Origin of the sequence: Acinetobacter sp. YH12023 (genome assembly GCF_013420135.1) — a bacterium.
Classification (GTDB): domain Bacteria; phylum Pseudomonadota; class Gammaproteobacteria; order Pseudomonadales; family Moraxellaceae; genus Acinetobacter; species Acinetobacter amyesii.
In genome coordinates, this window is the sequence record NZ_VOYU01000017.1 from 22,065 (window position 1) to 47,763 (window position 25,699).

Consider the following 25,699-nt stretch of genomic DNA (forward strand, 5'->3'; position numbering starts at 1 on the left):
TATTAATTTATTTCAGAACTATTTTAATGGAAATGCTAAAACACACTTATCACTAAAAAATAGATACTTATGAAAAAAATAGATTTAAAAAAGAACAATGCATTTTTTTATTCTTCCGCTATGATATTGAAAAAATTTTTTCACTTAACAGAGGGTAGAGTGCATGGAAGTCGTTTGTTTAGATCTAGAAGGGGTTTTAGTACCTGAAATTTGGATTAATTTTGCGAAAAAAACAGGCATTAAAGAACTTGAAGCAACGACTCGTGACATTCCAGATTACGATGTGTTGATGACTCAGCGTTTAAATATCCTAAAACAACACGGTTTGGGTTTAAACGATATTCAAGACGTAATTGCAGATATGGGGCCATTTGAAGGTGCAAAAGAGTTTGTAGAGTGGGTACGTACTCATTTTCAATTAATTATTCTTTCAGATACTTTCTATGAGTTTGCACATCCATTAATGCAGCAACTTGGTTGGCCAACGATTTTCTGTCACAAATTAGAAACTGATGAAAATGGTATGATCTCAGCTTATAAGCTTCGTCAACCTGATCAAAAGCGTAAAGCCGTTCAAGCATTACATGGGTTAAACTTCCGTGTAATTGCAGCAGGTGATTCTTATAATGATACGACGATGCTTGGTGAAGCAGATGCGGGTTTCTTATTTGATGCGCCTGACAATGTGATTGCTGAATTTCCACAGTTTCCACCAATTCATGGCTATGCTGCACTGAAAGAAGCGATTCGTAATGCTTCTATTCGGGATATTCCAGCTTAATTCTGAATAGTAAGTTATAGAAAAGGGCGCTTATAGCGCCCTTTCTTGTTTAATCCAAAGTTTTTAAAGCAACTTAGAAACGGTAACCGATTTTTAAGCTGTAACCGATTGCATCGTTGTCTTTAAAGTTAGCAACATTTGCAGCTGTTTCATTACCAGGGACAGAGTGTGAACCAGATTGTGCAGTCGCATCACCCAACCAGAAGTATTTAACACCAGCTTGAATAAACGATTGAGGTGTTGGACTAAATTGTCCACCTAAGCCAGCGCTCCAGTAACCTTCGGTTGGGCCTAAAGTTGACACTGGGTTACCTGCACCAGAGTCCCAACCGACCATGACTGTACCAGCCCATTGATCATTAAATTTACGGCCAACGCCTGCATTTACAGACCATTGATCCTTAGAATAGTCGACTAAGTTAAAACCATCTGTGTAGCCAACGATACCGTTAGAACCAGCAACTAAAGAACCTAAAATATCTGCTTTAATACCAAACTCATGAGGTTTAATTGCAAATTTAGACCAATCTACCCAACGTACATTTGCGAAGGCAACAGTGTTTTCCATGATGCCAGATTGCAAATCTAAATTTACCGATTGTGGCGTGGTAACTTTTGTTTTACCTTCTGGAAGTGAATTAGATGCAACTAATGCATTTCTTACTGCAATTACAGCATCACGTTGCTCTTTCGGTAATTTGGCACCCAATGGACCAAGCATAATGTTTAAGATTGGTGCACTTAAGCCAGTGAAGTTATCAATTGATTGGAATGACTCAGTTGCATTTACTTCATGTTCGATTTCAGATCGATATGTTAGGGATGCCTTTAAGGCAATTTCAGGAATTTGATATGCAAAACCCGCTAGCCATCCAAGATCACCTTCTTCTTTGATATTTGCATCATATCCAGACATCATGCTGTAAGCTTCACCACGCAGACTTACTTTACCTTCAACAGTTTGGTATACCGGTCCTGCGTAAAAATTCCAATTCTCATTAGGTTGAAAACCAAATAAAAGAGAAAGGTTTTGTGTTTTTACATCCACTTCAGTTTGACCAGTAACTTCAGTGGCCTTACTGTTAAATTGAGCGACTGTTTTGTGGTCTAGTGCACCTAGGACAGAATCAGTAGATTTTGCTGAAAAGACGCTATTTGAATTATATTTAGCCTCTGCACCAAAAGGCTGATCATAAATTAAACCAAATGAGAAATGCTCATTCAGTTGAATTTTTAATGCAGCAGCTGGGAAATAATAGTCCTCAGCCATATCACCTGTAGCTTGGCCTTTAATATCTACACCTGAGACGTTTGGATCTAAAACTGAAATCCCTGCTTCAAAATAATTACCCGGTTGTAAAAATGCAGAAATTGACTGCCCAGAGCGATCCATTGCTGCGGCAAATACCCCGGTCGTAGGTACGCTGGCAAATAAAATGGCACTTGTTAATGCTTTTAAGTTCATTTTTCTACTTTCCTAGTATAAAAAACGCGTCAATGCGTTAATAAAATTTAAAGATATGTAATTTTTTTAATCATATCTTGCACCAAAAAATAGCATAATAAAAAAAAGAGTAAAGACTCTAAATTTGAACTTAGGGTAAAAAAAAGCTGTTGATTTTAAATAATTAGAATAAATACTTTAATAATTTTTAGATAAACTATTGTTATTAAATATATAAAATAAATATCCATTAAATTATTGATATAAAATCAATTGTTCGAAAAATAAGCAAAATAAATAAAATTCTAAATATTTTATGTGAAATGGGTCACATGCAAAAAAAGCCCCATATAGGGGCTTTTGGTATTTTTAATTCTTAGAAGCGATAGCCAATTTTCATGCCATAACCTAGTGCAGTATTGTCTTTGAATTCGCCAACAACTGTACCGCCAGTTTGCGCTTTCGCGTCCCCTAACCAGAAGTATTTCACACCAGCTTGAATGAAATAGTTCTCAGCAGGGCTGTATTGACCGCCTAAACCAACACTCCAGTAGCCTTCAGTTGGGCCAAGTGTTGTTACAGGGTTACCTGCACCAGAGTCATAACCGACAGCTGCAGTACCCGCCCATTTATCATTGAACTTACGAGAAATACCTGTAGTGATTGAGTACTGATCGTCAGAATAATCAATTAAATTGTTGCCGCCTGAACGTTGGAATAATGCTTGCGGTGTTACTGCAAATTGATCCCAATGAACCCAACGAAGGTTAGCAAAAGCTAAAGTGTTTGCAGCAATACCAGTTTGTAAATCTACGTTTACAGATTGCGGTGTAATTGCATCAACACGAGCGTCAGCTAAACCGATCGTAGTACCTGTAGGTAGAGTAACACCAGGAGCAACAGGCATAGGAGATGAAAGCGTATAAGTTTCTTCACCAGTTGCTTTGTGCTTGATTTCTGAACGATACGTTACAGAAGCTTTTAAAGCAATTTCTGGAATAGAGTAGGCGAAACCTGCTAACCAACCATATGCTTCTTCTTCAGCAATCTTGATGTTATAACCAGAAAGGCCTTGGTAAGCTAAACCACGGAGTTTGATATCTGCTTCAACAGTTTGCCATACTGGACCTGCATAGAAGTTCCAGTTCTCTGTTGGTTGGTAACCAATTAACGCTGTTAGGTTTTGTGTATCAACTTCAACACTTGTACCCGTGTCGTTTGAACTGAAGAAAAGTGAATTGCTGTCGTATGCTGCATCTGCACCATACGGTTGATCATAGATCAAACCTAAAGAAATTTTATCAGTCGCTTGTACTTTAATTGCTGCTGAAGGGAAGTAGTAGTCTTCACCCATGTCATCAACTTTATTTTTCAGTAAATCTTGACCTTCTACTTTTGGGTCTAAAATAGAAATGCCAGCTTCTGCGTAGTTACCAGGTTGTAAGAATGCTGAAATAGACTGACCTGAACGATCTAGACCCGCTGCAAATAATGATGCTGTTGGTAAAGCGGTAAGTAAAATTGCGTAGCTAAGGTGATTTAAGCGCATACTTTTCCCTGTTTGTAACTTTTGATGTTATTTCAATGTGTGGAAAGTAACATAAATAGAAAAACAGTAAATAAGAGTTGCTACTCTAAAAATGAACTGTATAAGTTAAAAAATAAGCAATGCTAGAGTAATTATTCTAGAAGGTGTTATTTATGTTTATGATTTATAAATAAAAAAATAGAGTATTTAACTTAATGTTTATCTTTGAACTTAAAAAATTCAAATGCTCAATCTATGAACATTTGAATTAAATTATTTTTACAATAGTAGATTGGATATATTTCCAATCTACTAATACCGAGAATTAGAAGCGGTAACCGATTTTTAAACCGTATGCCCATGCATCGTTATCTTCAAATGATGCAATTGAGTTGTTAGTGCCAAACATTGACGCAGGTTGTGCATCAGCATCACCTAGCATTAAGTATTTCACACCACCAGCAATGAAGTAGTTCGGTGCAGGGCTAAATTGTAAACCTAAACCGACGTTCCAATAACCTTCAGTTGGGCCAAGGGTAGAAACTGGGTTGCCTGCACCTGTGTCGTAACCTACAGAGACATTACCAGCCCACTTTTCACTTAACTTACGACCAACACCTACAGTTGCTGAAATTTGATCATCAGTATAAGACACTAAATCAAAACCATTCGGGTTATCTGGTGTTTGACCTACTGCGCCTAAAGTGCGGCCAATTTGATCAAATTTTTCTGGGCGGATGCTAAAATCTTTCCAATTTACCCAACGCACATTTGCAAATGCAACTGTATCCGCCATGATACCTGTTTGGAAATCAAGGTTTACGGATTGAGGTGTAGTAATGTTTGTTGTTGTATTTTCATCGAAAATGGCGTTTGCTGGATTGCTTGTAACTAACGCCATTATGTTACTTTGGCCAAATTCACGAGTTGATGCTTCATGTTCAATTTCAGAACGGTATGTAACCGATGCTTTTAAAGCAATTTCAGGAATTTGATAAGCAAAACCAGCTAACCAACCTACAGCTGAATCTTCCTTCATTGTTGCATTATATTTACCCAAACCATTTGCTGAACCATAAGCTGCACCACGAAGTTGCACATCACCTTTCACAGTTTGATAAACTGCACCACCATAAATATTGATACTTTCAACAGGCTGATAGCCAACAACGAAAGAAAGGTTTTGAGTAGTTACTTCAACTTCAGTATTTTCACCATTTAAATGAAATAAGCCCGTTCCAGCAGCTACTAATGGGTCATTTGCTGAATATGCTGCGTCAGCTCCAAAAGGTTGGTCATAAAGCAAACCGAATGAGAAGTTTTTTGTAGGTTGAACTTTAATTGCTGCTGTTGGGAAATAATAATCACCCGCCATATCGGATAGATTCCCACCACCATATGCAGCTTTAGCTTTACCTTCTACTGTTGGATCTAAAACCGAAATACCTGCTTCAAAATAGTTCCCTGGTTGTAAAAATGCAGACATAGATTGTCCTGAACGATCTAGTGCAGCTGCAAAAGCCCCTGTCATTGGAACTGAAGCAAGAATCATGGCTGTAGTTAAAGTTTTTAATTTCATTCTTCGTCATTCCTTGAGATACGAATTTGATTTTTATGGTTACTGCAAATATTCGTTATGGAAAACTTTTTAATACTCTTGGGCTTAATTGTTACTCCATGTGACAAAAATAGCACAATTAAAATAAGAGTAAATGCTCTAGATTAAAAAATATGATTGAAAAACGAACTATTTAGAGTAAATGTACTAATTAATACATATAACATTTTGATTATTATTTAATATTTTTAGTTACTGCATTATTTTCTAAACCTAAAAATAATTGAAAAATATTTTCATATGGGCAGTCATAAATTGATTTTTTGGCCTTATAGACCACGCCATGTGTCGTTTTTTGCATTGACAAATAGATGGTTAGGGAATCTAAAGGTGCTATTCAATTCTTCTTAAAAACAAAATCTCAAGAGTAATATCAGTAAAAACAAAGATTAAGTTAAAAAAATTAGATATGAATTTTGAATTTAGATTTAAGAATTCTGAATTTAGTTTTATTGATAAATGTGAGTTGAAAAAATCAGAGAGGTGAGGTGTCCAAAAAATTGTGCGCTCTGCGGGACTCGAACCCACGTCGGTCGCTTAGGAGGCAACTGCTCTATCCAGTTAAGCTAAGAGCGCAAGACGGAGGCTAATGTACTCCTATTTTAGCTAAAAAAAAAGTTATTGCCGAAACAATAACTTTTTAAATTACTTAGTCTTTATGAACTTCATTGGGGTCAATGTCGCTCAAATCTTTAGGATTAAGATAGTTAAACATTAATAACATGACTGTAATCCAAACAGGGATCATCAGAACTGATTCCATAAAGCCCTGAGTCCACATAATAAATAGAACTAAAGCAATAAAGATCAGAACGATGTAGTTGCTGACTGGTGCCCAAAGTGCAGGATATGAGGTTTTAAAATTCAAAATACGTTTTGCACGACGGAACTGTAAGTGAGTCATGGTAATCATCGCCCAGTTCAGGACAAGCGCACCAACAACAACATACATTAAGTGACCAAGTGCATCTTCAGGTACGAAGTAGTTTAAGAGTACACAGCCGAAAATCAATACTGCAGAAAGTAATACTGCTGGAATTGGCACGCCACTTTTGTTAGTTTTTGCGAAAACTTTTGGTGCATTACCTTGCTTCGCCAAGCTGTAAAGCATACGGCTATTGGCATACATACCGCTGTTATAAACAGACAGTGCTGCAGTTAGGATAATGAAGTTCAGTAAATGTGCAGCCCAATCAATACCCAGTTGGCTAAAGATCATCACAAATGGACTTTTGTCTAGACCACCTAGTTCAAGCTGATTCCATGGCACAAGTGACAATAGAATAGTCAAAGAACCCACGTAGAAAATCAAAATACGAAATACAACTTGGTTAATTGCTTTTGGAATAGTTTCTTTTGGATTTTCAGCTTCCGCTGCCGCCATACCAATCAGTTCAATACCACCGAAGGCGAACATCAAGAATGCCAGCATGAAGAATAAGCCTTCAAAACCATTTGGGAAAAAGCCGCCCTGACTCCATAAGTTGGTAAATGATGCTGTTGAGTTAGCATCTGCAGTCAGTAGCAAATACAAACCGAATACGATCATCGAAATAACTGCAGTGACTTTAATAATCGACAGCCAAAACTCAGATTCACCATAAAACTTCACATTACCTAAGTTTACTAAGGTAATAATCACGAAGAAGAACAATACAGATGCCCACGCTGGAATATGAGGCCACCAATAGTTAATATATTTCGCAACAGCAGTGAGTTCTGTCATTGCCACTAAAATATAGAGAATCCAGTAGTTCCAACCTGTTAAGAAACCTGGAAATTTCCCCCAATATTTATATGCAAAATGGCTAAATGAACCTGCTACAGGTTCATGGACGATCATTTCACCCAACTGACGCATAATTAGAAAGGCGATCAGACCGCCAATGGCGTAGCCGAGAATAATGGATGGTCCAGCAGATTGAATCACATGCGCTGAGCCCAAGAATAAGCCTGTACCAATTGCACCACCCATGGCAATCAATTGAATATGACGATTCTTTAAGCCACGCTTGAGTTCGGAGGAATTGGTAGTCAAGTTACTCTTCCCGAGAATGGTTTAATTTTGGTAATTGTAATGTATAGAGAATGAATAGCCTAGTAGCTCAAAATTTATGAAAAATATTTATATATTTAATAACCTATTTTTCGTTTTAAATGCTGAATTAAAAATTTATGAATCAATAGATTAATTTTATTTTAATTGAAATTCTTATACTTGCCTTTATATGGAAAAGGTATCGAATGTTGTTTTTTTATACTTAAGTCATGTGATTGTTAAAACTTCAATTAAACATTGTATGATGCAAAAGCGCAGAAAAGAACGCTCTGCCAAAACACAATGATAAAGATTAAGGATTCAATAAAAATGAGTTTTGCTCCCCAAATTAAGATTCCAGCGACTTATATGCGTGGTGGTACTAGTAAAGGTGTATTTTTCAAGCTAGATGATTTGCCGCTTGCAGCACAACAAGCTGGAAAAGTTCGCGACCAACTTTTATTACGTGTGATTGGCAGTCCAGATCCTTATGGTAAACAAATTGATGGGATGGGTGGAGCGACATCAAGTACCAGTAAAACCGTGATTTTGGCAAAAAGTTCACAGCCTGAGCATGATGTAGACTATCTATTTGGACAAGTGTCGATTGATAAAGCATTTGTCGACTGGAGTGGTAACTGCGGAAACCTAACAGCAGCAGTTGGTGCATTTGCCATTTCAAATGGTTTGGTTGAGGCATCACGTATTCCTGAAAATGGTTTATGTACGGTTCGTATTTGGCAAGCCAATATTCAAAAAACCATTATTGCGCATGTACCTATTACTGATGGTGCAGTACAAGAAACTGGTGATTTTGAACTAGATGGTGTGACCTTCCCAGCAGCCGAAGTTCAAATTGAATTTTTAGACCCCGCAGATGATGGTGAAGATGGCGGCGCTATGTTCCCTACAGGGAATTTGGTCGATACCTTAACTGTACCCGATGAAGGCAGTTTCCCTGCAACATTTATTAATGCAGGCATTCCAACCATTTTCTTAAATGCAGAAGATATTGGTTATGTCGGCACTGAACTGCAAGATGCGATCAATGGTGATGCCAAGGCATTGGCCCGTTTTGAAAAAATCCGTGCTTATGGTGCGCAGCAAATGGGTTTGATTTCAGATATTGCTGAAGCAGAACAGCGTCAACATACCCCAAAGATTGCATTTGTTTCAAAGCCGAAAGCCTATACATCTTCGAGTTCTAAACATATTTCAGAACAAGATACGGACTTATTGGTTCGTGCCTTATCAATGGGGAAACTGCATCATGCCATGATGGGCACAGCGGCAGTTGCCATTGGTACAGCTGCGGCGATACCGGGGACGCTTGTGAACTTAGCCGCGGGTGGTGGGGAGCGAGAAGCCGTGCGTTTTGGACATCCATCTGGGACGCTACGTGTAGGTGCGCAAGCAATTTATGAAAATGGTCAGTGGGTCGTTAAAAAAGCCGTGATGAGCCGAAGTGCGCGTGTCTTAATGGAAGGCTGGGTGCGTATTCCTGCGGATAGTTTAGATTAAGTATTTAACATCTCATTTGAAATCAGCCTCTGCTTTGCAGGGGCTTTTTTTTGCCTTTATCTTTTATATGAATAAGCAAATCATGAATTGGTATATATTTTTATATAATATGAACTGCATTTAATATTAGAAAGTTTCTGTGATTTATGTCAGATTAATTTTGTTAGCATTTTGCGTAGCTTTACCCTGAAAAAAGTAGCGAAACCATGCTTAAAAAAGACTTAATAAAATCGGATCTACCTACTGAACAATTGGCTGTATTAGAAGCGTTGCCAATGCCTGCTGCGTTATTTTCTGCGACAGCTGAGCTGATATGCGCCAATCAAATATTTAAACATCGATTTCAGTCAGACTTACAAGAGATTGTATTGAATCATGTGTCCGTGATGCAGCAAAAAACCAAAGCCACAAGTTCTGAGTTTGATTTACGCTGTTTAGAGAACGATAGCATTGAACCCTTTATGTATAGTGAAAATGAACGGCATTATTGGTTCACGCTCAAACCAAAGTTTCAACAAAGTGGGGATTTGGAACATGTACTGTTGTGCTGTGCGGACATTACAAATTTAAAGCAAGTCGAATTATCACTGTTGAAACATAACCAACAACTCGAACAACAAGTTTATTTTGATTATCTGACAGGGATAAAAAATCGACGTGGATTTGATTTAGATCTTTCTCAGTGGCAAAAAAGCTTCGCGGTTGAACAAGCCAATGAAATTTGTTTGATGATGCTCGACTTAGACAATTTTAAGCAAATCAATGATATCTACGGTCATGCGTTTGGCGATGAAGTTTTAAGAAAAAGTGCGCAGCTTTTAAGGATGCAAATTAGTCAACATGCAGATGCACAAATATATCGCATGGGTGGGGAAGAGTTTGCAATGATTTTGCCACGCACGGCTATATCGACTGCATGTTCGATTGCACAACAATGTTGTGAGCAAATCTATGCTTCTTCGATGAATTATGCAGATAAAGCTCTACAACTGAGTATCTCATGCGGAGTGGCCTTGTGGGATGGAACAGAGTCATTTTTTGAAACATTGGCACGTGCCGATCATGCTTTATATCAAGCCAAGAAAGGCTCGAAAAATTGTACCTGTTTTAATGATGGACAAAATGTGGCGCTATTTGAGGAAACAACATTTAAAAAACCATCAGACTGTGGGAAAAATACATAGATTTAGGCCGTAACATAGAGAAAGATTTGAGAAAGCAGTATGATGCAACAGGTCAAAATTGACAGAAAACATTGGCAGTCGATTTGCTAATGAACGAAGCAGTTAAATATTTAAAGTATTTGAGGTGAATGTGTCTTCTTTAACAGACGTTTCCACACATGCCCTGACAGAAGCGCAGCAGCGTATTCAGCAGGATTTACTGACAGCGCTAGATGCATTTTCAATTCCAGAACCCTTAAAAGGGGCGGTGTATCATGCTGTGATGTTGGGTGGAAAACGCGTTCGACCGGCACTTTGTTATGCAACAGCAGCGTTAAAACCCAATACCAATTTTGCAGCCGTACGCCGTGCTGCTGTGGCGATTGAATTTATTCATTGTTATTCATTGGCACACGATGATTTGCCGTGTATGGATAATGATTTACTTCGTCGCGGTCAACCAACCTGTCATGTGGCTTTTGGTGAAGATACGGCCTTACTTGCTGGCGATATTTTACAATCGATGGCTTTTGAAGTTTTAGGCAGCCGTCTCTTTGATCAAGGCCCAGCCGTTGAAGCGCCGATCATCTTAAAGCAAATGCAAATTTTAGCGACTGCAACTTCCAAAATGGTCAATGGCCAAGTTCTAGACTTACAAGCGGAAGGCAAGCATGTCAGTCAGGATGAACTGGAAAATATTCATCGAAATAAAACTGGTGCTTTAATTTCTGCTGCAATCATGATGGCTGCAGTGACAATATTTAATGGCACAGATCAAGCCATTCCTAAACTCCGTGAATTTGGTCTCGCGATTGGTTTAGCGTTCCAAGTTCAAGATGATATTTTAGATATTATTGCTGACACTGAAGCATTGGGTAAAACAGCGGGTAAAGATCAACAAGTGGATAAATCCACATATCCTGCGTTAATGGGTCTCGAGCAAGCCCAAGCTTATGCAGAAGAATTACATGCACAAGCACTTCAAGCTTTGGATTATTTTGCAGAAGATGCGGCAGAATTACACAAGATCACGCAGTTTTTATTAAAACGTCAAAGTTAATATGACGTAGTAAAGACATTAGCCCACACATTTAACATGTTGTGGGCTTTTTTTATATCAAGTACATTTGGAACAGAAGTCAAGAAACCTCTAAGTAATATCTAAATGGATGACATGATAAAAAACAAAAAAGGACGCTAGGCGTCCTTTTTTGCAGATATTAAAATTTAGAACTTAAATTTAAGTGCTATTGGTCTTAAATACTTTCTTTATAGATACGATCTGCTTCTTCAAATTTTTCAGTGACTTCAGCAGATGGTGCTTTGCCCATTAAGCTTACAATGATGATTGCAATGAGTGAGCAGATGAAGCCTGGTATAATTTCATAAACGCCTGTATCGCCCCAGAGGTTTTTCCATAGAATAACCATAACAGCACCAACCACCATACCTGCTAAAGCACCATTGAGTGTCATGCGTTTCCAGAACAATGACATGATAATCAGTGGGCCAAATGCAGCACCAAAGCCTGCCCATGCATATGCGACGAGACCAAGGACTTTAGAGTCAGGATTACCCGCCATATAGATCGCAAGCAACGCAATCATTAACACCATAATACGGCCGACCCAAACCAATTCTTTTTGTGAAGCATTTTTGCGTAAGAATGATTTATAAAAGTCTTCAGTTAATGTACTTGAGCAGACTAAAAGCTGACAGCTGAGGGTACTCATGATCGCAGCTAAAATCGCAGCCAATACGATACCTGCAACCCATGGGTTAAATAGAATTTTAGTCAATTCCATAAAGACCGTTTCAGGGTTTGCTGTAACGACAGCTGCCAGTTCTGGATGCTGTTGGAAATAAGCAATACCGAAGAAGCCTGCTGCAACTGCGCCACCGAGGCAGAGCGTCATCCATGTCATACCAATACGACGTGCATTGGGAATCGATTTAACAGAATCTGCTGCCATGAAGCGGACTAAGATATGCGGTTGACCAAAATAGCCTAAGCCCCATGCCAATAAAGACATGATTGCGACAAAACTTAAGTCAGCAAATACATTCATCGCTTGAGGGCGTGCCGCTTCTAGTGCCAGAGTGAACTGGCTTAAATCAGAGAATGACAACATGACCACGATAGGGGTAAGTAGCAAGGCAAAAATCATAAAGCCCGCTTGAATGGTATCGGTCCAACTGACAGCAAGGAAGCCACCAATAAACACATAGCTCACCGTTGCAATGGCACTGATCCAAAGCGCAGTGCTATACGACATACCAAACATACTTTCAAATAATCGAGCGCCTGCAACCATGCCTGAAGCACAGTAAATTGCGAAGAAAATCAAAATAATCACAGCTGACACGATACGTAAGATTTTCTTTTGATCGTTAAAACGATTTGAGAAATAGTCAGGTAGGGTCAAAGCATTATTTTGAACTTCGGTATGTACACGAAGACGACCTGCCACAAGTAACCAGTTGAGCCAAGCACCAATGATCAGACCAATTGCAATCCACATTTCAGATAAACCTGAAAGGTAAATCGCCCCCGGAAGACCCATGAGCAACCAACCACTCATATCTGATGCACCTGCAGAAAGGGCAGTGACAAAGCTCCCTAATCGGCGGCCACCTAAAATGTAGTCAGAAAAGTTACTGGTCGCACGGTATGCAAGTAAACCGATCACGACCATGGCGACAATATAAAAGAGAAAGGTAATTAGGGTGGGATTCAGGGAGCTCATACGGTATCCGCTTTGGCGTTGGACAATTGCGTTTAATTAGGGGACTCAATGGGATTTGCCTAAGCCAAGTAGGTGAAATCGAACGATAAGTCCTAAAACGTCAAAAAAATAACGTGAAATTTAAACATAAATTGACAAACTTTGCCTTCTTTTTTGTTTTGGGCATAAAAATGGGCCGTATATCACGACCCATTTTAATTAATGCGAAGATTTAGTTATTACGTCCCATCACACCACGAATCGTATTCAGTACATCCGCAGGTAAAACCACAGTTTTGGCATTATTAGATTTAGCCATATCTTGCATGGCTTTAACGTATTGTTCACCCAGTAAGTAAGCAACTGGAATTTCTTTATCGCCGACGGCTGAACTCACCATTTCAATTGCACGCTGTGAAGATTCTGCCAGTACCACTTGAGCTTCTGCATCACGACGAGAGGCTTCTAAACGACCATCCGCTTCTAAAATAGCCGCTTGTTTTTCACCGTCTGCCTTGGTCACAGTTGCACGACGTTGACGTTCCGCTGCTGCTTGCTCTTCCATTGCCGCTTGCATGGTATGAGAAGGTTTAATATCTTGAATTTCTACAGTTTTAAGCGTAATACCCCAGTCAGAGATATCATCAGAAATAGCAGCTTTAAGTTTAGCCTTAATATGATCACGCGATGATAGTGCATCATCGAGGTCCATTTCACCAACAATAGACCGCAAAGAGGTTTGAACTAAGTTTTGAATCGCCCATGTGTAGTTTTCAATACCATAAACTGCTTTTTCAGGTGTGGTTAAATTGATATAAGCCACAGCATTCATCAGCAGTACCGCGTTGTCACGAGTGATCACTTCCTGAGAGGGAATATCTAACACGATATCTTTGGTTGTCACTTTATAAGCCACTTCATCGACATACGGAATCACAAAGTTCAGCCCCGGATTGAGCGTGGTATGGTATTTACCTAAACGCTGAACAATCCATTTATAACCTTGGGGAACAATACGGACACCTTTAAAAATGGTGACGGCTACAAAAACTAAGAGCGCTAAAAAAACAATAGAAACACCAGACATGTCATTTCTCACTTATTTATGGATTGTCAGTGGGGTGGTTGCTGCTGTGCAGTTGGACGACTAAATCATTGCCTAAAATATCGGTCACGCGAACACGGTCGCCGACTTGAAGTGCATCTTGGGTACGGCAATGCCATTCGTCTGAACCTAAAACAGGTATCGGGAAGCGAACTTTAACGCTGCCATGATTGAGCTGGGTTTGAATCACCATACCCACTTGGCCAATCGTCGCTTCACGCGACAGACCTGCTTTGGTTTTATCGATGGATAAAGGTTTAATAAATTTGAACCACAAAAATGTGCAGAGCACGGCAAAAATAATCCAAACCACAATTTGGACATTAAAGTCCATGGATGGAAAGATCCAATATAAGATCCCAACCAAAATTGCGGAAACGCCAAACCATAGCGCAGCAAAAGACGGCAAAATCAGTTCAAAAAGCATCAAAGCGACGCCCAATACAAACCAGTGCCAAGGTTCTAAAATAAACTCCATACATCTACTCTTATATAAGGGTGAATTGATATAGATGAACCAGTATCTATATCAATGTAGCAGATGTATAACTCAATGAATATAAAAAAAATCGTTGAATTATATTTTCGCTTTTGGTGCTGGTTTAAAGGCCGCAGGGGACTGTTTAAAGTTATCGATCGCCTTAATAATGCTATTCACTTTGAGCTGTGCGGCTTTTTCACCTTCTAAAATCGTCGCATTGCTCGACTTCAAATCGAGTGTGCCGATATGTCCCACTTTAGGTTGAATCACGAAATTAGCATTTTTCAGTTCTTCATTAATACTTTGTTGTCCCATGATATTAATGGTTTGATCGAGTAAACCAAACATGCTTACGGCTTTGCTACCATCAGGACGCGCAGAAATATCCACCGCAATCACGATATCTGCACCCATATCACGTGCGGTTTTCACTGGAATTGGGCTGACTAAGCCACCATCGACATATTTCACCCCTGCAATAGTCGCAGGTACAAATACATTCGGAATGCTGCACGATGCACGTACCGCTTGGCCTGCATTACCACGGTTAAATTCAGTTTTACTGCCATTATCCAAACGGGTGGCTACAGCAGCAAAGCGTTTTGGAAATTGTTCAATCGATTTATTGCCGACGTTTTTATTAACAAAGTCTTGCAGTTTTTGCCCTTGAATAATGCCTTGGCTATTTAAGGTTAAATCACGAATATCAGACTCTTTAAAGTTCAGGGCCAATTGCTGCATTTGATAAGGCGTTTTACCGCTGGCATATAAGCTGCCAACAAAACTACCCGCACTGGTCCCAGTCACAATTTTAGGTTTAATACCGTGCGATTCGAGCACTTTAAGCACACCAATATGTGCAAAACCTTTGGCACCGCCGCCACCGAGCGCAATCGCGATCACCGGTTCACGTGCTTTGGCTGGTGTAGGTGTCGTGGTCGCAGGTGTTTTGGTTGCAGAATCACAGCCAGTGAGTGCCAATACAAAGAGGCTAGGAATCAGGTATTGCAAAAGTTTCATGGGTGAAATCTGATGGTTAAATATACAAAGTGCACATCACATCAAAAAAATAGCCATTTGACTAGGGCTTTTTCCAGTGCTTTTGTAACGGCAAGGCCAACCATTCGGGATTTTTCGGGGAAAATTTGCCATCATAAATCTTCAAAATTTTTTCGAGATCAGTTTCAAAATCTCCACTGGGTTCAAAAACACCCAAGCAATGAATGGTTTTCTTTGCATAATCAAAGCTAAACATCACAATAGGTATCTGTGCTTCATAGGCAATATAGTAAAAACCACTGCGGATTTTATCGGCTTTTTTTCGTGTTCCCTCAGGTGCCATTCCAATCCAAATTTGATCTGTCGCTTGGACAATCTCAGCAATTTCACGTGTCAGTCCATGTGGATTTTCACGCTGCACAGGGATCACGCCGACCCAATCCAAAAGTGGTTTTAAGGGAGTATCAAAAAGGGTGTTTTTACCAAAAATGGTGATTTTTATCCCGATTCCAAGCATGGCAAGAAAACCATGCCATGCATCTATATTAGAAGTATGCGGAGAAATGATCGCTACAGCTTTGGCAAGGTTGGGAAATTCGCCGTCAAATTTCCATCCTTGTGCCAAAAAAAGTGTTTTAAATATTGCGCGGCTCAGGGGGGAGCCGCGTGATGGAACTTGATCGGGCAAAACTGGAAATAATTGAGTCTTTTGATTCATTGCATATTCTTATATAGGTGAAATCCATTTTTGATGTGATGCACATTTAAAAGTATGGCATCAGCATTGACCTTATCTTAGGTCGATGATTTTTTTAGATCATTGGCAAAATAGCCGTATTTTGACTACTCTAAATGTAACTTCAGCGCATTCAACATTTAGGAACTTATGATCCAGCTTCGTCAGCTCTATCTTTTACTGTTTTCCTTATATTGGGCGCAAGGGTTACCTGTCGGTTTTATGACGCATGCTTTACCAGTGATTTTAAGAGCGCAAGGTGTGTCTTTGGCACATATAGGTGGCTTTGGATTACTCATGCTGCCATGGTCGATCAAAGTTTTCTGGGCACCGTGGATTGATCGGCATGGTTCAAGGTCCAAAGGGCACTATCGGAGTTGGATTATTCCAATGCAGTTGTTGTCCGTGTTGGTCTTGGTCTTCCTGTCCTTTTTGCCGATCCAAAGCTTGAATGAACCAATGTATTTGCTGCTGTTTTTTGTGGCTTTACTCAGTATGAATTTGGTCGGTGCAACTCAAGATGTTGCAACGGATGGATTGGCTGTCAATATTTTAAAAACTGACCAACAGCACTGGGGCAATACCTTTCAGGTGATTGGTTCCAGACTCGGCTTTATTGTCGGTGGTGGCGCTGTACTTTGGGCTTTAGATTGGTTGGATTGGCAAGCCACCTTTCTGTTTTTAGCGGTATTGGTGTTCATCAATACCATTCCTATTTTTATGTATCGAGAACCTTTAAAGCTACCACTCAACATTAAATCTAGTCCAGAGAATGATAATAATCATAAGCATACTTCAGGCTTGTTCTACGCTATTCGCCAGTATTTGGCTTATTTTACCCAAACCAAAACCCTCACACTATGGCTGATGATCTTATTGAGTTTTAAGCTTGCAGATGGTCTAGCAGGTCCTTTACTCAAGCCGCTGATGGTGGATTTAGGATTGAGTTTTAGTCAAATTGGTCTGTATGTCACCATGCTGGGTGCTGTGGCTGCTTTAATTGGGGCGGGGGTTGCTGGTCTAAGCTTGAAGTATATTTCTCGGGCGCAAGCCTTGGTTTTCTATTCGGTATTGAAAATATTCAGTTTATTGGCCTATGCATGGCTGGCTTTGCAGTTCGAGGCAAAACGGAAAGTTCATGAATGGCTGATCTATGGGATCAATGCTGCCGAAGACATGATTTCAGCCATGCTGCTCGTGATCATGCTGACTTTGGTGATGCAATATAGTCGTAAAGCATTTGCAGCAACGGACTTTACATTTCAGGTTGCCATTATGGCTACGGTGAGTGGGGGGCTGTATAGCATCAGTGGCATAGTGGCCGATCAGTTGGGTTATAGCACTTATTTATTTTGGATCACAGGTTTGGCTGCATTGAGCTTAGTCCCGATTCTATTTTGGGGAAAAGCATCAAAAAATGACCAAAATCACTTCTAAATCATGATTTTGGTTGTTTTTTATCAGCTAAAGCACTAAAAGAGCAATGCAAATATTATTTTAATAATTTTGTAATATGTTTCGCGTGTGTAATATCTGTTACAAAATAATTTAAGGAAAATTTTTGATGAAAACTAAGTTAGCAGCGGCTATCGCATTGAGCCTTTTGGCTGGCTCAACCTTTGCAGCACCAACCTTCTACGGTGAAATTGATGCGTCTGTTGATTATTTACCTGAAGATAATAAAACGGGTGTTTCAGACAAAGATGTCGTTGAAATCAGTTCAAACAGTTCTTTCTTGGGTTTAAAGGGCGATGAAAAACTGACTGACCGTTTAAGCGCAGTTTATGCAATTGAATGGGCATTTAACTCAGACGGCGAAGGCGATGACTGGTCTAAGCGTAACCGCTTCGTTGGTTTGAAAGATGCGAAACTTGGTACATTGAAAGTCGGTGCACACGATACACCATTAAAACAATTGTCTAGTCCGGTTGATACATTCAACAACTACGTGGGTAACCGTGCTGATGTTACAGGCATCATGACGGGTGAAAACCGTGTAGATAACGTTGTTGTCTATGAATCACCAGCATTTAAAATTGCTGAAGGTGCAATTAAAGTTAATGCATTGCTTGCAACAGGCGAATCTTCAGGAATCAAGAGCGACAAAGGTGTAGTAAAAACTGCAGGTCGTGGTCTTGGCGATGCTTGGTCGGCTTCTGTTGTTTATGACAGCCCCGTTGTTGTCGCAGGTTTAGCCTATGACAAAGCCATTCCATCAAATTTTGGTGGCATAGGGATCCTAAATGCTCAACTTCCTGAAGTTACAGGTACGAAAGTTTTTGCGGCAGCCAATACCGTTCGTGCGATCGGTCGTGTAAATCTTGAAGGTGGTTTAGCACTGAAAGCTTTATATCAAACGTCTGAAGTTGAAGAATCATCATATTCTAGCGAAGAGGATGCGATTAAGAATTCATCAAAAGCAGCAAATATTGATGATGCTCAAGGTTGGTTAGTCGGCGCAGAATACAATTTACCATCTGCAAAAGCTTGGACAGTAAAAGCACAATATAGTCAAAATACTACGACCTATATGAAAGAGTATGGTGATTTCGAAGCTCAGCAATTCATTGCAGGTGCAGATTATGCATTTAGCAAACAAGTGAAAGCTTATGGTTATGCAGGTTACTTAGCACTTGAACAAGGTTCGAATGAAAGCGAACAACCTGTTTTAGGTACAGGTCTAGAATTTAAATTCTAAGACCTTGATTTAAGTTGTTCAAAAGGCGATGTTTTACATCGCCTTTTTTGATTTTTCTTGCTTTGTTTTGATCAGTTTTAAGTGATTTTTAAGTTTGAATTTTTAGATTAGGGCATCAAAGATCAATAATTGATGCCAATATGCTTCAGGTCATAGCTAAAATACAGCAAAAAATTCCAAGACTTAGTTTAAGTCAATTTAACCTCGTGCTTGCCTTATGGCTTGGGGTGGTTTTGAACCTTACGTTTTATCAGCAAATCCAGCAGCTCACGCCTTATACGGGGCTGAAGGCCGGACTATTTTTAGCGGCAACCGTACTGGTGGTGGTGGCACTTTATAATGTGCTGATGCAACTCCTGCAATGGCGATGGAATTCAAAACTTTTGGCGAGTGTTTTGCTGATCATTGGTGGCTTGAGTGCTTATTTCGTCAATAGTTTAGGCGTGACCATTACATCTGACCAAGTGCAGAACATGATGCAAACAGATGTAAAGGAAGTGCAGGATTTAATCTCGCCACAATTTTTTATCTGGGTCTTTGGACTGGTTATTTTGCCAGTGCTATTGATCTGGCTTTTGCCACTGCATAAAGAAGCCCTAAGCACGGTGGTAGCCAAAAAGGGTTTACATATAGTGCTTTCGCTCATCCTCATGGGTGCTTTGCTGTTTGTTTATTTTGTCGATTATGCTGCGATCTTTCGTGAGCATCGTGACTTAAAAGGCATGCTCTCACCACAAAACAGTATCGCTTCGACATTTTCCTATTATCACAAAAAAGCACCGAAACAGAATTTGCCATTGCTGAGCTATGGTGAAGATGCACATATAGTTGAAAACGTAAGCGCCAAAAGCTTACCAAAATTGATGGTCTTAGTGGTTGGTGAAACTGCGCGCGCGGAAAGTTTTTCACTCAATGGCTATGCTAAAAATACAAATCCTGAACTCAGTCAGCAAAATATTATCAATTTTAGCCAAGTCAGCTCATGTGGCACCGCAACCGCTGTGTCTGTTCCTTGTATGTTCTCGGGCATGCCGAGAACCGAATATGACGAACAGCTTGCAAGTCATCGTGAAGGTTTACTCGATATAGCACAGCGTGCAGGTTATAAGGTGACGTGGCTAGATAATAATTCAGGCTGTAAGGGCACATGCACACGTGTTGAAAAATATGAATTTCCTGAAGCGCTGAAGAAAAAGTGGTGTGATGCCGATGGCGAATGTCATGATGAAATCTTAGTGGATGGTTTGAAGGCATATTTGGCTTCGATCCCCAAAGCAGATCCAACTCCCCGTTTAGTTGTGTTACACCAAATGGGCAGTCATGGCCCTGCTTATTTCAAACGAAGTACCGCAGCGTTTCAAAAATTTAAGCCAACCTGTAATAGCAATGCCATACAGGGATGTAGCTCTACAGAATTAATAAATAGTTATGACAACAGTATTATCTATACCGACCATGTGCTGAGTGAATTGATTAACACCTTAAAAGTGACTGACCACTATCAAACAGGACTGTGGTATTTGTCCGATCATGGCGAGTCGACAGGTGAGCATGGCTTATATTTACACGGTTCTCCATACGCAATTGCACCGTCACAGCAAACCCATGTACCGATGTTGATGTGGTTTTCACCGGCGTGGCAAAAAAATAATTCAGCGCAATATACTTGTTTAATGGCACAAAAAAGCCAAAAATTAAGTCAGGATAATCTATTTCCATCGCTATTGAGTTTGCTCGATGTGCAGACTCAAGTGATTGATGAAAAAAACAATATGTTGCAACAATGTACTTCAGTACAGCGCAGGACTTAAGCCATGCACAAAATACTTATTATTGAAGATGATTTCATGATTGCCGAATCGACTAAAACCTTGTTGAACTATCAACAGTTTGAAGTCGAGTGGGTGAATAATGGTATCGATGGCTTAAAGCTCATAATGCAAGGGGGGATTGATATCGTCTTACTAGATCTGGGTTTGCCGATGATGGATGGTATGCAAGTCCTGAAACAAATTCGTCAAATGCAGCCTAAATTGCCAGTGTTAATCATCTCGGCACGTGATCAATTACAAAATCGTGTAGATGGTTTAAACCATGGGGCAGATGACTATCTGATTAAGCCTTATGAGTTTGATGAATTACTTGCACGGGTTCATGCGCTCCTTCGACGCACAGGGCTGAGTTCAGTCGAAGCACCACAGAAAATTTTAAAACATGGTGAATTGATTTTAGATATTGAGCAGCATCTTGCACGCTATAAGGGGCAATATGTTGATTTATCTAACCGTGAATGGGCCATATTGATTCCACTGGTGACGCATCCGAATAAGATTTTTTCGAAAGCCAATTTAGAAGATAAGCTTTATGATTTTGATAGTGATATCAGTAGTAATACCATAGAAGTGTATGTGCATCATCTCAGAACAAAATTAGACAAAGATTTTATTCGCACCATTCGTGGTTTAGGTTATCGACTCGGTTAAGGCAAAGGAATTATCAACCATGCAGCAGCCTTATTCTCTGAAAAAGAGACTAATTATTTATGTGTCTGTTTTCAGTATGTTTTTGGGCTGTCTTTTGGTGTTTTCAGCTTATCGAATTGCACTTGAAGAAATTAATGAAATTTTAGATGCGCAAATGCAAAATTTGGCGGAACGTGTTGCAGAGCATGATCCGCAGCCTATTCGCGGCGAATTTGATCAACATAAGCGTTATCACGAAGAAGATTTATTTGTTGATGTGTGGACTTATCAGTCCAATGCGCATCAAACCCATCAATTAAAATTATTGGTCGCGCCTCAGCCCAAAGCCGGTTTTTATACCCACAATACCCAACAAGATGAGTGGCATACCTATATTTTGCCACTTGCAGATCGGCAAATTCAGGTCAGTCAGCAAGAATCGGTACGACAGCATCTTGCAGCAGAATTGGCCAGTAGCATGTTTATTCCCTATTTGGTTTTTATACCTTTTGCATTAATCGCTTTGGGATGGTTGATTCAACGCAGTTTAAACCCACTGGAAAAATTTAAAAAAGAACTGGCAAAACGGGATGCCTTTGAACTTTCTCCAATCTCTCAAATGCCGTATCCAGAGGAAATTGCACCGACTATTATTGAAATGAACCAGTTGTTTGAACGAATTTCATTGTCACAGCAGGAACAGCGCCAGTTTATTGCTGACGCAGCGCATGAGTTACGGACCCCGATTACCGCACTGAATTTGCAAATGCAGATTTTGCTACAAAAATTTCCACAAGATGACGCTCTACAAAATTTGAGTAAAGGTTTAATTCGTATTCAGCATTTGGTCAGTCAATTATTGAGTTTGGCAAAACAAGATGCCTCGGTCTTTGAACTTGAGCGCAAACAACATTTTGATCTTAAGCAAGTCGCAACCAATTGCGTGGAGCAACTGGTACATTTGGCGATGCAAAAAGATATTGACCTTGGCATGGAGCAACAACAAAGCATTGCCTTATATAGTCTTGAGCCAACGGTACATTCAATCATTTTTAATTTGATTGATAATGCCATTAAATATACCCCTGCACAGGGCATGATTAATGTCTCCGTCTTTGAACATGCGGGGCAGGCGGTTGTACAGGTTGAAGATAGTGGGCCTGGCATCGACCCAGCTTTATATGAGCAAATTCGAAAACGCTTTTATCGAATTTATAATCATGAAGAAATTGGAAGTGGTTTAGGGCTGGCAATCGTGGATAAAGCCGCAAAACATATCGGTGCACGTTTAGATTTTGCGAAAAGTGAAACGCTGGGTGGGTTGAAAGTAACGATTCAGATTCCGCTAAGACCTTTAAACTCCTAATTATTTTAATTTACTCCTTGCGAATAAAGCCTATATCCATTCAAAGTGTTTATAGGCAGTTTTGATTTTTTCTGTGGGTAGATAACGACAGCCAAATGTATAAATGACTGTGTTAAAGGCCCAAATAAACCATGCTGTCCATAGATTATGACTGAGAAAATGTGCACCCCGCATCATTTGCGCCCAGCCAAAAGCAAAGCCTAAAATCAGCCCAGCAGATAAAAAGAAATATGCACGGGCAGGTCGATGTATTCGATAAACAAAATATCCCGTAATTAAGGCAAAACCAGTCGCAGCATGGCCACCGGGGAAGCAGTGTCCTTGGCGTGCTGAAAAATCCCAAGAAAAGCCTTGGGCTGTGGCGACGGTCATATTCCAAGGGCAGGCATGTGCAGATTGTGATTTGAGCAAACCAATCATTGCCGTGCTGAGTAGAGCCACTACGATAAAATAACCGAATTCAAACTTACGTGCTTTCAGATGAGGATATTTAAAACTGCATATCCACGCTGCGATATAGAGAACATAAACGCCTATAACGATATTCTTGATATAGCGATGGTTCAGCACCGCAAGTGCCCAATCATTACGATGAGGAAAACCACCATGTAGGTCGACCCAAGGCTGAATAAAAGCTTGGTCGAGCGAACCGCCGACGGGAAAAACATAAAGGAGGCCAACCAAACTGAGTGTGAGCAGCAGGGCTTGTCGCAATAAAAAGGTACGGTTCGAGAGCATAAGTCGTGTGATGTGCTGAAATTATTTTGTTTGAATGCTGCTATTTGAAACCACAAAACTTAAATCAGACTTAATCGGCTATTTGAACTGTATTGATATCGATAGCGAAGAAGGTGCATAAAGCAGAACGGGCATTGTGTTAAAGTTTTTGAAAACTCAGTAATGAAGATTTATGAGCATACGTGCAGTCCTTTTTGATTTAGATAATACCTTGACTCACCGAGATCACAGCGTTCAGGCCTATACGCAGTATTTAGCCGAGTCTTATCAGTCGACGTTGGCGGAGGTAGACCTTGTACAGATTAAACGTATTATTAACCGTATAGATAATGGGGGATATCCGAAAAAAGAACTCCTTACACATCCGAGTATTGGGGCATCTGTCGCTTATGCTCTACAAACGGAGCTGGATTGGATACAACGCCCTGATTTTGATGAACTCACACAATTTTGGTTTCAGCACTTTGGTCAGTTTGCTGTGGCGATGCCAGGAGCATTGAGCTTGCTGCAGCAACTAAAACAACAGCAGTATAAATTGGCGGTGGTGTCGAATGGTGGACATGCCACACGCCTGAATATTTTAAATGGACTGGGTTTTGCATCGTATTTTGATCAGATCATCAGCTCGGAAAGTGCACGCATCAGTAAGCCCAAAGTTGAAATATTTCAGTACAGTTGTCGTGAGTTGGGCGTGACGGAAACCGAGTGTTTATTTATTGGTGATCATCCTGTCAATGATATTTATGGTGCGAGCCAAGCAGGGATGTCTGCCGTATTGCTTGAAGGCTTTCATACTTTAAGTGCAGAACAACAGCACAGCATTCCGAATAAAATTCAGCATTTGGATCAGGTCTTAGATTTTCTAAAATAAGGTGATTTAAACTCAAGCTTTAAGCGAAGTCCAGGGTAAAAAAAAGCGGCATAAATGCCGCTTTAGATTGTGTTGTTTAGAACATGTTTTCATCCGAGTTGGCTGAAATACGGTGAATACTTAAGTCTGCACCACGGAATTCTTCTTCTTGATCTAGGCGAATGCCCATCGTTACTTTGAGTAGACCATAAACGATGAATCCACCTGCCAATGCAATCACGATCGCGAGTAGCGTGCCGATACATTGAGAGATCATTGAAATACCGCCTAAACCGCCCAACCATTTTTGTCCAAATACACCCACTGCAATACCACCGAAAGCACCACATACACCATGTAGTGGCCATACGCCAAGTACATCATCGACTTTGAGTTTGTTTTGAGTATATGTAAATAGTTTGACAAAGATCAGACCTGCGATAGCGCCGATAATTAACGCACCGACAGGATGAACTACATCTGAGCCTGCACAGATTGCAACCAAACCTGCTAAGGGACCGTTATGTAAGAAACCGGGGTCATTTTTACCCATAAAGTTTGCTGCAAGCGTGCCGCCCACCATTGCCATGAGAGAGTTAATTGCAACCAGTCCTGAAATGGCATCCAAACGTTGCGCACTCATCACGTTAAAGCCAAACCAGCCGACGATTAAAATCCAAGAACCTAAGGCAAGGAATGGAATACTTGAAGGGGGGTGAGCGCTGATACGACCGTCTTTTTTATAGCGTCCATGACGTGCGCCAAGTAAAAGCACCGCAGCCAAAGCGATCCAACCGCCCATGGCATGTACCACGACCGAACCTGCAAAATCATGAAATGCTGCGCCAAATGTGCGTTCTAACCATACTTGTAGCCCAAAATTACCATTCCATGCCATGCCTTCAAAGAATGGATAGACCAAAGCGACCAATAATAATGTGGCAATCGCTTGAGTCCGCATTTTTGCACGTTCAGCAATACCACCTGAAATAATCGCTGGAATGGCTGCGGCAAAAGTTAGCAGGAAGAAACAACGCATTAAGTTGTAGCCATGATCGGCTGCTAAAGTGTCCCCAATATGAAAAAAGTGCTGACCATAAGAGATGTAATAACCCACAAAAAAGTATGCAATTGCGGAAATAGAAAAGTCAGTCAAAATTTTACTCAGCGCATTGACCTGATTTTTATGTCGTACTGTACCTAATTCTAAAAATGCAAAGCCAGCATGCATGGCAAGAACCAAGACTGCACCAAGAAGGAGAAAGAGGAGATCTATATTTTGCATAAGGTGTTCCAGTTTAGTGCGCTAGTTCACGAAAAGAAGTTCAGTATATCGAGCGGAATAATTTCGAAAAGAGGAGTGAGAGAGGGAAATTTTGATTAAAAAAACTAAAAAATGTAGAAGACTCGATATAAAGCAAAGACTTGCTTGAGTATGACAATAG

21 protein-coding genes and 1 tRNA gene are annotated in these 25,699 nt (G+C 40.1%); 10 read left to right on the forward strand and 12 right to left on the reverse strand.

Going from position 1 to position 25,699, the window contains the following annotated elements; genetic code table 11:
- Positions 1-163 precede the first annotated feature (163 nt).
- Positions 164-781 (forward strand): bifunctional phosphoserine phosphatase/homoserine phosphotransferase ThrH, encoded by a 618-nt coding sequence (thrH, locus tag FTT92_RS15170; RefSeq protein ID WP_180085216.1) that lies wholly within the window; start codon positions 164-166, stop codon positions 779-781.
- A 73-nt stretch (positions 782-854) separates the two neighbouring features.
- Here thrH and FTT92_RS15175 read toward each other — a convergent pair whose 3' ends face one another.
- From FTT92_RS15175 to FTT92_RS15195, 5 genes are all read right to left on the reverse strand, one after another.
- Positions 855-2,246: an OmpP1/FadL family transporter gene (locus tag FTT92_RS15175; RefSeq protein ID WP_180172525.1), complete on the reverse strand. Its 1,392-nt coding sequence runs from the start codon at positions 2,244-2,246 to the stop codon at positions 855-857.
- Between the two features lie 355 nt (positions 2,247-2,601).
- A complete protein-coding gene (locus tag FTT92_RS15180) occupies positions 2,602-3,774 on the reverse strand; it encodes an OmpP1/FadL family transporter (RefSeq protein WP_180172526.1) in 1,173 nt (390 codons plus the stop codon).
- 304 nt (positions 3,775-4,078) lie between these two features.
- Complete coding sequence (locus FTT92_RS15185) at positions 4,079-5,332, reverse strand: OmpP1/FadL family transporter (RefSeq protein WP_180035515.1); 1,254 nt, start codon at positions 5,330-5,332, stop codon at positions 4,079-4,081.
- Between the two features lie 542 nt (positions 5,333-5,874).
- Positions 5,875-5,947 (reverse strand) — tRNA-Arg (locus FTT92_RS15190).
- A 73-nt stretch (positions 5,948-6,020) separates the two neighbouring features.
- A complete protein-coding gene (locus tag FTT92_RS15195; protein WP_111885597.1) occupies positions 6,021-7,409 on the reverse strand; it encodes an amino acid permease in 1,389 nt (462 codons plus the stop codon).
- Positions 7,410-7,739: 330 nt separating this feature from the next.
- Between FTT92_RS15195 and prpF the strand changes: the two genes are divergently transcribed.
- The 3 genes from prpF (at position 7,740) to FTT92_RS15210 (ending at position 11,153) form a co-directional block, all read left to right on the forward strand.
- Complete coding sequence (gene prpF, locus FTT92_RS15200; protein ID WP_180035516.1) at positions 7,740-8,930, forward strand: 2-methylaconitate cis-trans isomerase PrpF; 1,191 nt, start codon at positions 7,740-7,742, stop codon at positions 8,928-8,930.
- Positions 8,931-9,136: 206 nt separating this feature from the next.
- A complete protein-coding gene (locus tag FTT92_RS15205; RefSeq protein WP_180172527.1) occupies positions 9,137-10,114 on the forward strand; it encodes a GGDEF domain-containing protein in 978 nt (325 codons plus the stop codon).
- 130 nt (positions 10,115-10,244) lie between these two features.
- Positions 10,245-11,153, forward strand: coding sequence for a polyprenyl synthetase family protein (locus FTT92_RS15210; RefSeq protein ID WP_078193048.1), 909 nt, complete (start codon positions 10,245-10,247; stop codon positions 11,151-11,153).
- 196 nt (positions 11,154-11,349) lie between these two features.
- Here the strand turns inward: FTT92_RS15210 and putP are convergent, their stop codons facing one another.
- The 5 genes from putP to FTT92_RS15235 form a co-directional block, all read right to left on the reverse strand.
- Positions 11,350-12,840, reverse strand: a complete 1,491-nt coding sequence (putP, locus tag FTT92_RS15215; RefSeq protein WP_180172528.1) for a sodium/proline symporter PutP — start codon at positions 12,838-12,840, stop codon at positions 11,350-11,352.
- A gap of 211 nt (positions 12,841-13,051) precedes the next feature.
- Positions 13,052-13,906, reverse strand: coding sequence for an SPFH domain-containing protein (locus tag FTT92_RS15220; RefSeq protein WP_078189969.1), 855 nt, complete (start codon positions 13,904-13,906; stop codon positions 13,052-13,054).
- A gap of 16 nt (positions 13,907-13,922) precedes the next feature.
- Entirely contained in the window at positions 13,923-14,402 is a 480-nt protein-coding gene (locus FTT92_RS15225; RefSeq protein ID WP_180172529.1) for an NfeD family protein, read from the reverse strand.
- A gap of 99 nt (positions 14,403-14,501) precedes the next feature.
- Positions 14,502-15,425, reverse strand: coding sequence for a patatin-like phospholipase family protein (locus FTT92_RS15230; protein WP_180024072.1), 924 nt, complete (start codon positions 15,423-15,425; stop codon positions 14,502-14,504).
- Between the two features lie 61 nt (positions 15,426-15,486).
- Positions 15,487-16,122 (reverse strand): 1-acyl-sn-glycerol-3-phosphate acyltransferase, encoded by a 636-nt coding sequence (locus FTT92_RS15235; RefSeq protein WP_180172530.1) that lies wholly within the window; start codon positions 16,120-16,122, stop codon positions 15,487-15,489.
- A gap of 168 nt (positions 16,123-16,290) precedes the next feature.
- Between FTT92_RS15235 and FTT92_RS15240 the strand changes: the two genes are divergently transcribed.
- The 5 genes from FTT92_RS15240 (at position 16,291) to FTT92_RS15260 (ending at position 22,666) form a co-directional block, all read left to right on the forward strand.
- Positions 16,291-17,577, forward strand: a complete 1,287-nt coding sequence (locus FTT92_RS15240) for an MFS transporter (protein WP_180172531.1) — start codon at positions 16,291-16,293, stop codon at positions 17,575-17,577.
- A 127-nt stretch (positions 17,578-17,704) separates the two neighbouring features.
- Positions 17,705-18,838 (forward strand): porin, encoded by a 1,134-nt coding sequence (locus tag FTT92_RS15245; protein ID WP_180172532.1) that lies wholly within the window; start codon positions 17,705-17,707, stop codon positions 18,836-18,838.
- A 140-nt stretch (positions 18,839-18,978) separates the two neighbouring features.
- On the forward strand, positions 18,979-20,649 hold the full coding sequence (locus FTT92_RS15250; RefSeq protein WP_180172533.1) for a phosphoethanolamine transferase: 1,671 nt from the start codon (positions 18,979-18,981) through the stop codon (positions 20,647-20,649).
- A gap of 3 nt (positions 20,650-20,652) precedes the next feature.
- On the forward strand, positions 20,653-21,321 hold the full coding sequence (locus FTT92_RS15255) for a response regulator transcription factor (protein ID WP_180089255.1): 669 nt from the start codon (positions 20,653-20,655) through the stop codon (positions 21,319-21,321).
- 19 nt (positions 21,322-21,340) lie between these two features.
- Entirely contained in the window at positions 21,341-22,666 is a 1,326-nt protein-coding gene (locus tag FTT92_RS15260) for an ATP-binding protein (protein ID WP_180172534.1), read from the forward strand.
- A 30-nt stretch (positions 22,667-22,696) separates the two neighbouring features.
- Here FTT92_RS15260 and FTT92_RS15265 read toward each other — a convergent pair whose 3' ends face one another.
- A complete protein-coding gene (locus FTT92_RS15265) occupies positions 22,697-23,404 on the reverse strand; it encodes a phosphatase PAP2 family protein (RefSeq protein ID WP_180172535.1) in 708 nt (235 codons plus the stop codon).
- 172 nt (positions 23,405-23,576) lie between these two features.
- On the opposite strand from FTT92_RS15265, the gene FTT92_RS15270 reads away from it, so the two are divergent.
- The gene (locus FTT92_RS15270) at positions 23,577-24,275 is read left to right on the forward strand and encodes an HAD family hydrolase (protein ID WP_180026488.1); all 699 of its coding nucleotides are present in this window, start codon (positions 23,577-23,579) and stop codon (positions 24,273-24,275) included.
- 76 nt (positions 24,276-24,351) lie between these two features.
- Here the strand turns inward: FTT92_RS15270 and FTT92_RS15275 are convergent, their stop codons facing one another.
- The gene (locus tag FTT92_RS15275; protein WP_180172536.1) at positions 24,352-25,539 is read right to left on the reverse strand and encodes an ammonium transporter; all 1,188 of its coding nucleotides are present in this window, start codon (positions 25,537-25,539) and stop codon (positions 24,352-24,354) included.
- Between the last annotated feature and the right edge of the window lie 160 nt (positions 25,540-25,699).

Bases quoted from the DNA above. Each gene is read 5' to 3' on its own strand.
- FTT92_RS15220 (WP_078189969.1), bottom strand. From the start codon at position 13,906: ATGTCTGGTGTTTCTATTGTTTTTTTAGCGCTCTTAGTTTTTGTAGCC.
- FTT92_RS15180 (WP_180172526.1), bottom strand. From the start codon at position 3,774: ATGCGCTTAAATCACCTTAGCTACGCAATTTTACTTACCGCTTTACCA.
- FTT92_RS15250 (WP_180172533.1), top strand. From the start codon at position 18,979: ATGCTTCAGGTCATAGCTAAAATACAGCAAAAAATTCCAAGACTTAGT.
- FTT92_RS15235 (WP_180172530.1), bottom strand. From the start codon at position 16,122: ATGAATCAAAAGACTCAATTATTTCCAGTTTTGCCCGATCAAGTTCCA.
- FTT92_RS15185 (WP_180035515.1), bottom strand. From the start codon at position 5,332: ATGAAATTAAAAACTTTAACTACAGCCATGATTCTTGCTTCAGTTCCA.
- FTT92_RS15225 (WP_180172529.1), bottom strand. From the start codon at position 14,402: ATGGAGTTTATTTTAGAACCTTGGCACTGGTTTGTATTGGGCGTCGCT.
- FTT92_RS15175 (WP_180172525.1), bottom strand. From the start codon at position 2,246: ATGAACTTAAAAGCATTAACAAGTGCCATTTTATTTGCCAGCGTACCT.
- FTT92_RS15245 (WP_180172532.1), top strand. From the start codon at position 17,705: ATGAAAACTAAGTTAGCAGCGGCTATCGCATTGAGCCTTTTGGCTGGC.
- putP (WP_180172528.1), bottom strand. From the start codon at position 12,840: ATGAGCTCCCTGAATCCCACCCTAATTACCTTTCTCTTTTATATTGTC.
- FTT92_RS15255 (WP_180089255.1), top strand. From the start codon at position 20,653: ATGCACAAAATACTTATTATTGAAGATGATTTCATGATTGCCGAATCG.
- thrH (WP_180085216.1), top strand. From the start codon at position 164: ATGGAAGTCGTTTGTTTAGATCTAGAAGGGGTTTTAGTACCTGAAATT.
- FTT92_RS15265 (WP_180172535.1), bottom strand. From the start codon at position 23,404: ATGCTCTCGAACCGTACCTTTTTATTGCGACAAGCCCTGCTGCTCACA.
- FTT92_RS15275 (WP_180172536.1), bottom strand. From the start codon at position 25,539: ATGCAAAATATAGATCTCCTCTTTCTCCTTCTTGGTGCAGTCTTGGTT.
- FTT92_RS15270 (WP_180026488.1), top strand. From the start codon at position 23,577: ATGAGCATACGTGCAGTCCTTTTTGATTTAGATAATACCTTGACTCAC.
- FTT92_RS15240 (WP_180172531.1), top strand. From the start codon at position 16,291: ATGATCCAGCTTCGTCAGCTCTATCTTTTACTGTTTTCCTTATATTGG.
- prpF (WP_180035516.1), top strand. From the start codon at position 7,740: ATGAGTTTTGCTCCCCAAATTAAGATTCCAGCGACTTATATGCGTGGT.
- FTT92_RS15260 (WP_180172534.1), top strand. From the start codon at position 21,341: ATGCAGCAGCCTTATTCTCTGAAAAAGAGACTAATTATTTATGTGTCT.
- FTT92_RS15230 (WP_180024072.1), bottom strand. From the start codon at position 15,425: ATGAAACTTTTGCAATACCTGATTCCTAGCCTCTTTGTATTGGCACTC.
- FTT92_RS15205 (WP_180172527.1), top strand. From the start codon at position 9,137: ATGCTTAAAAAAGACTTAATAAAATCGGATCTACCTACTGAACAATTG.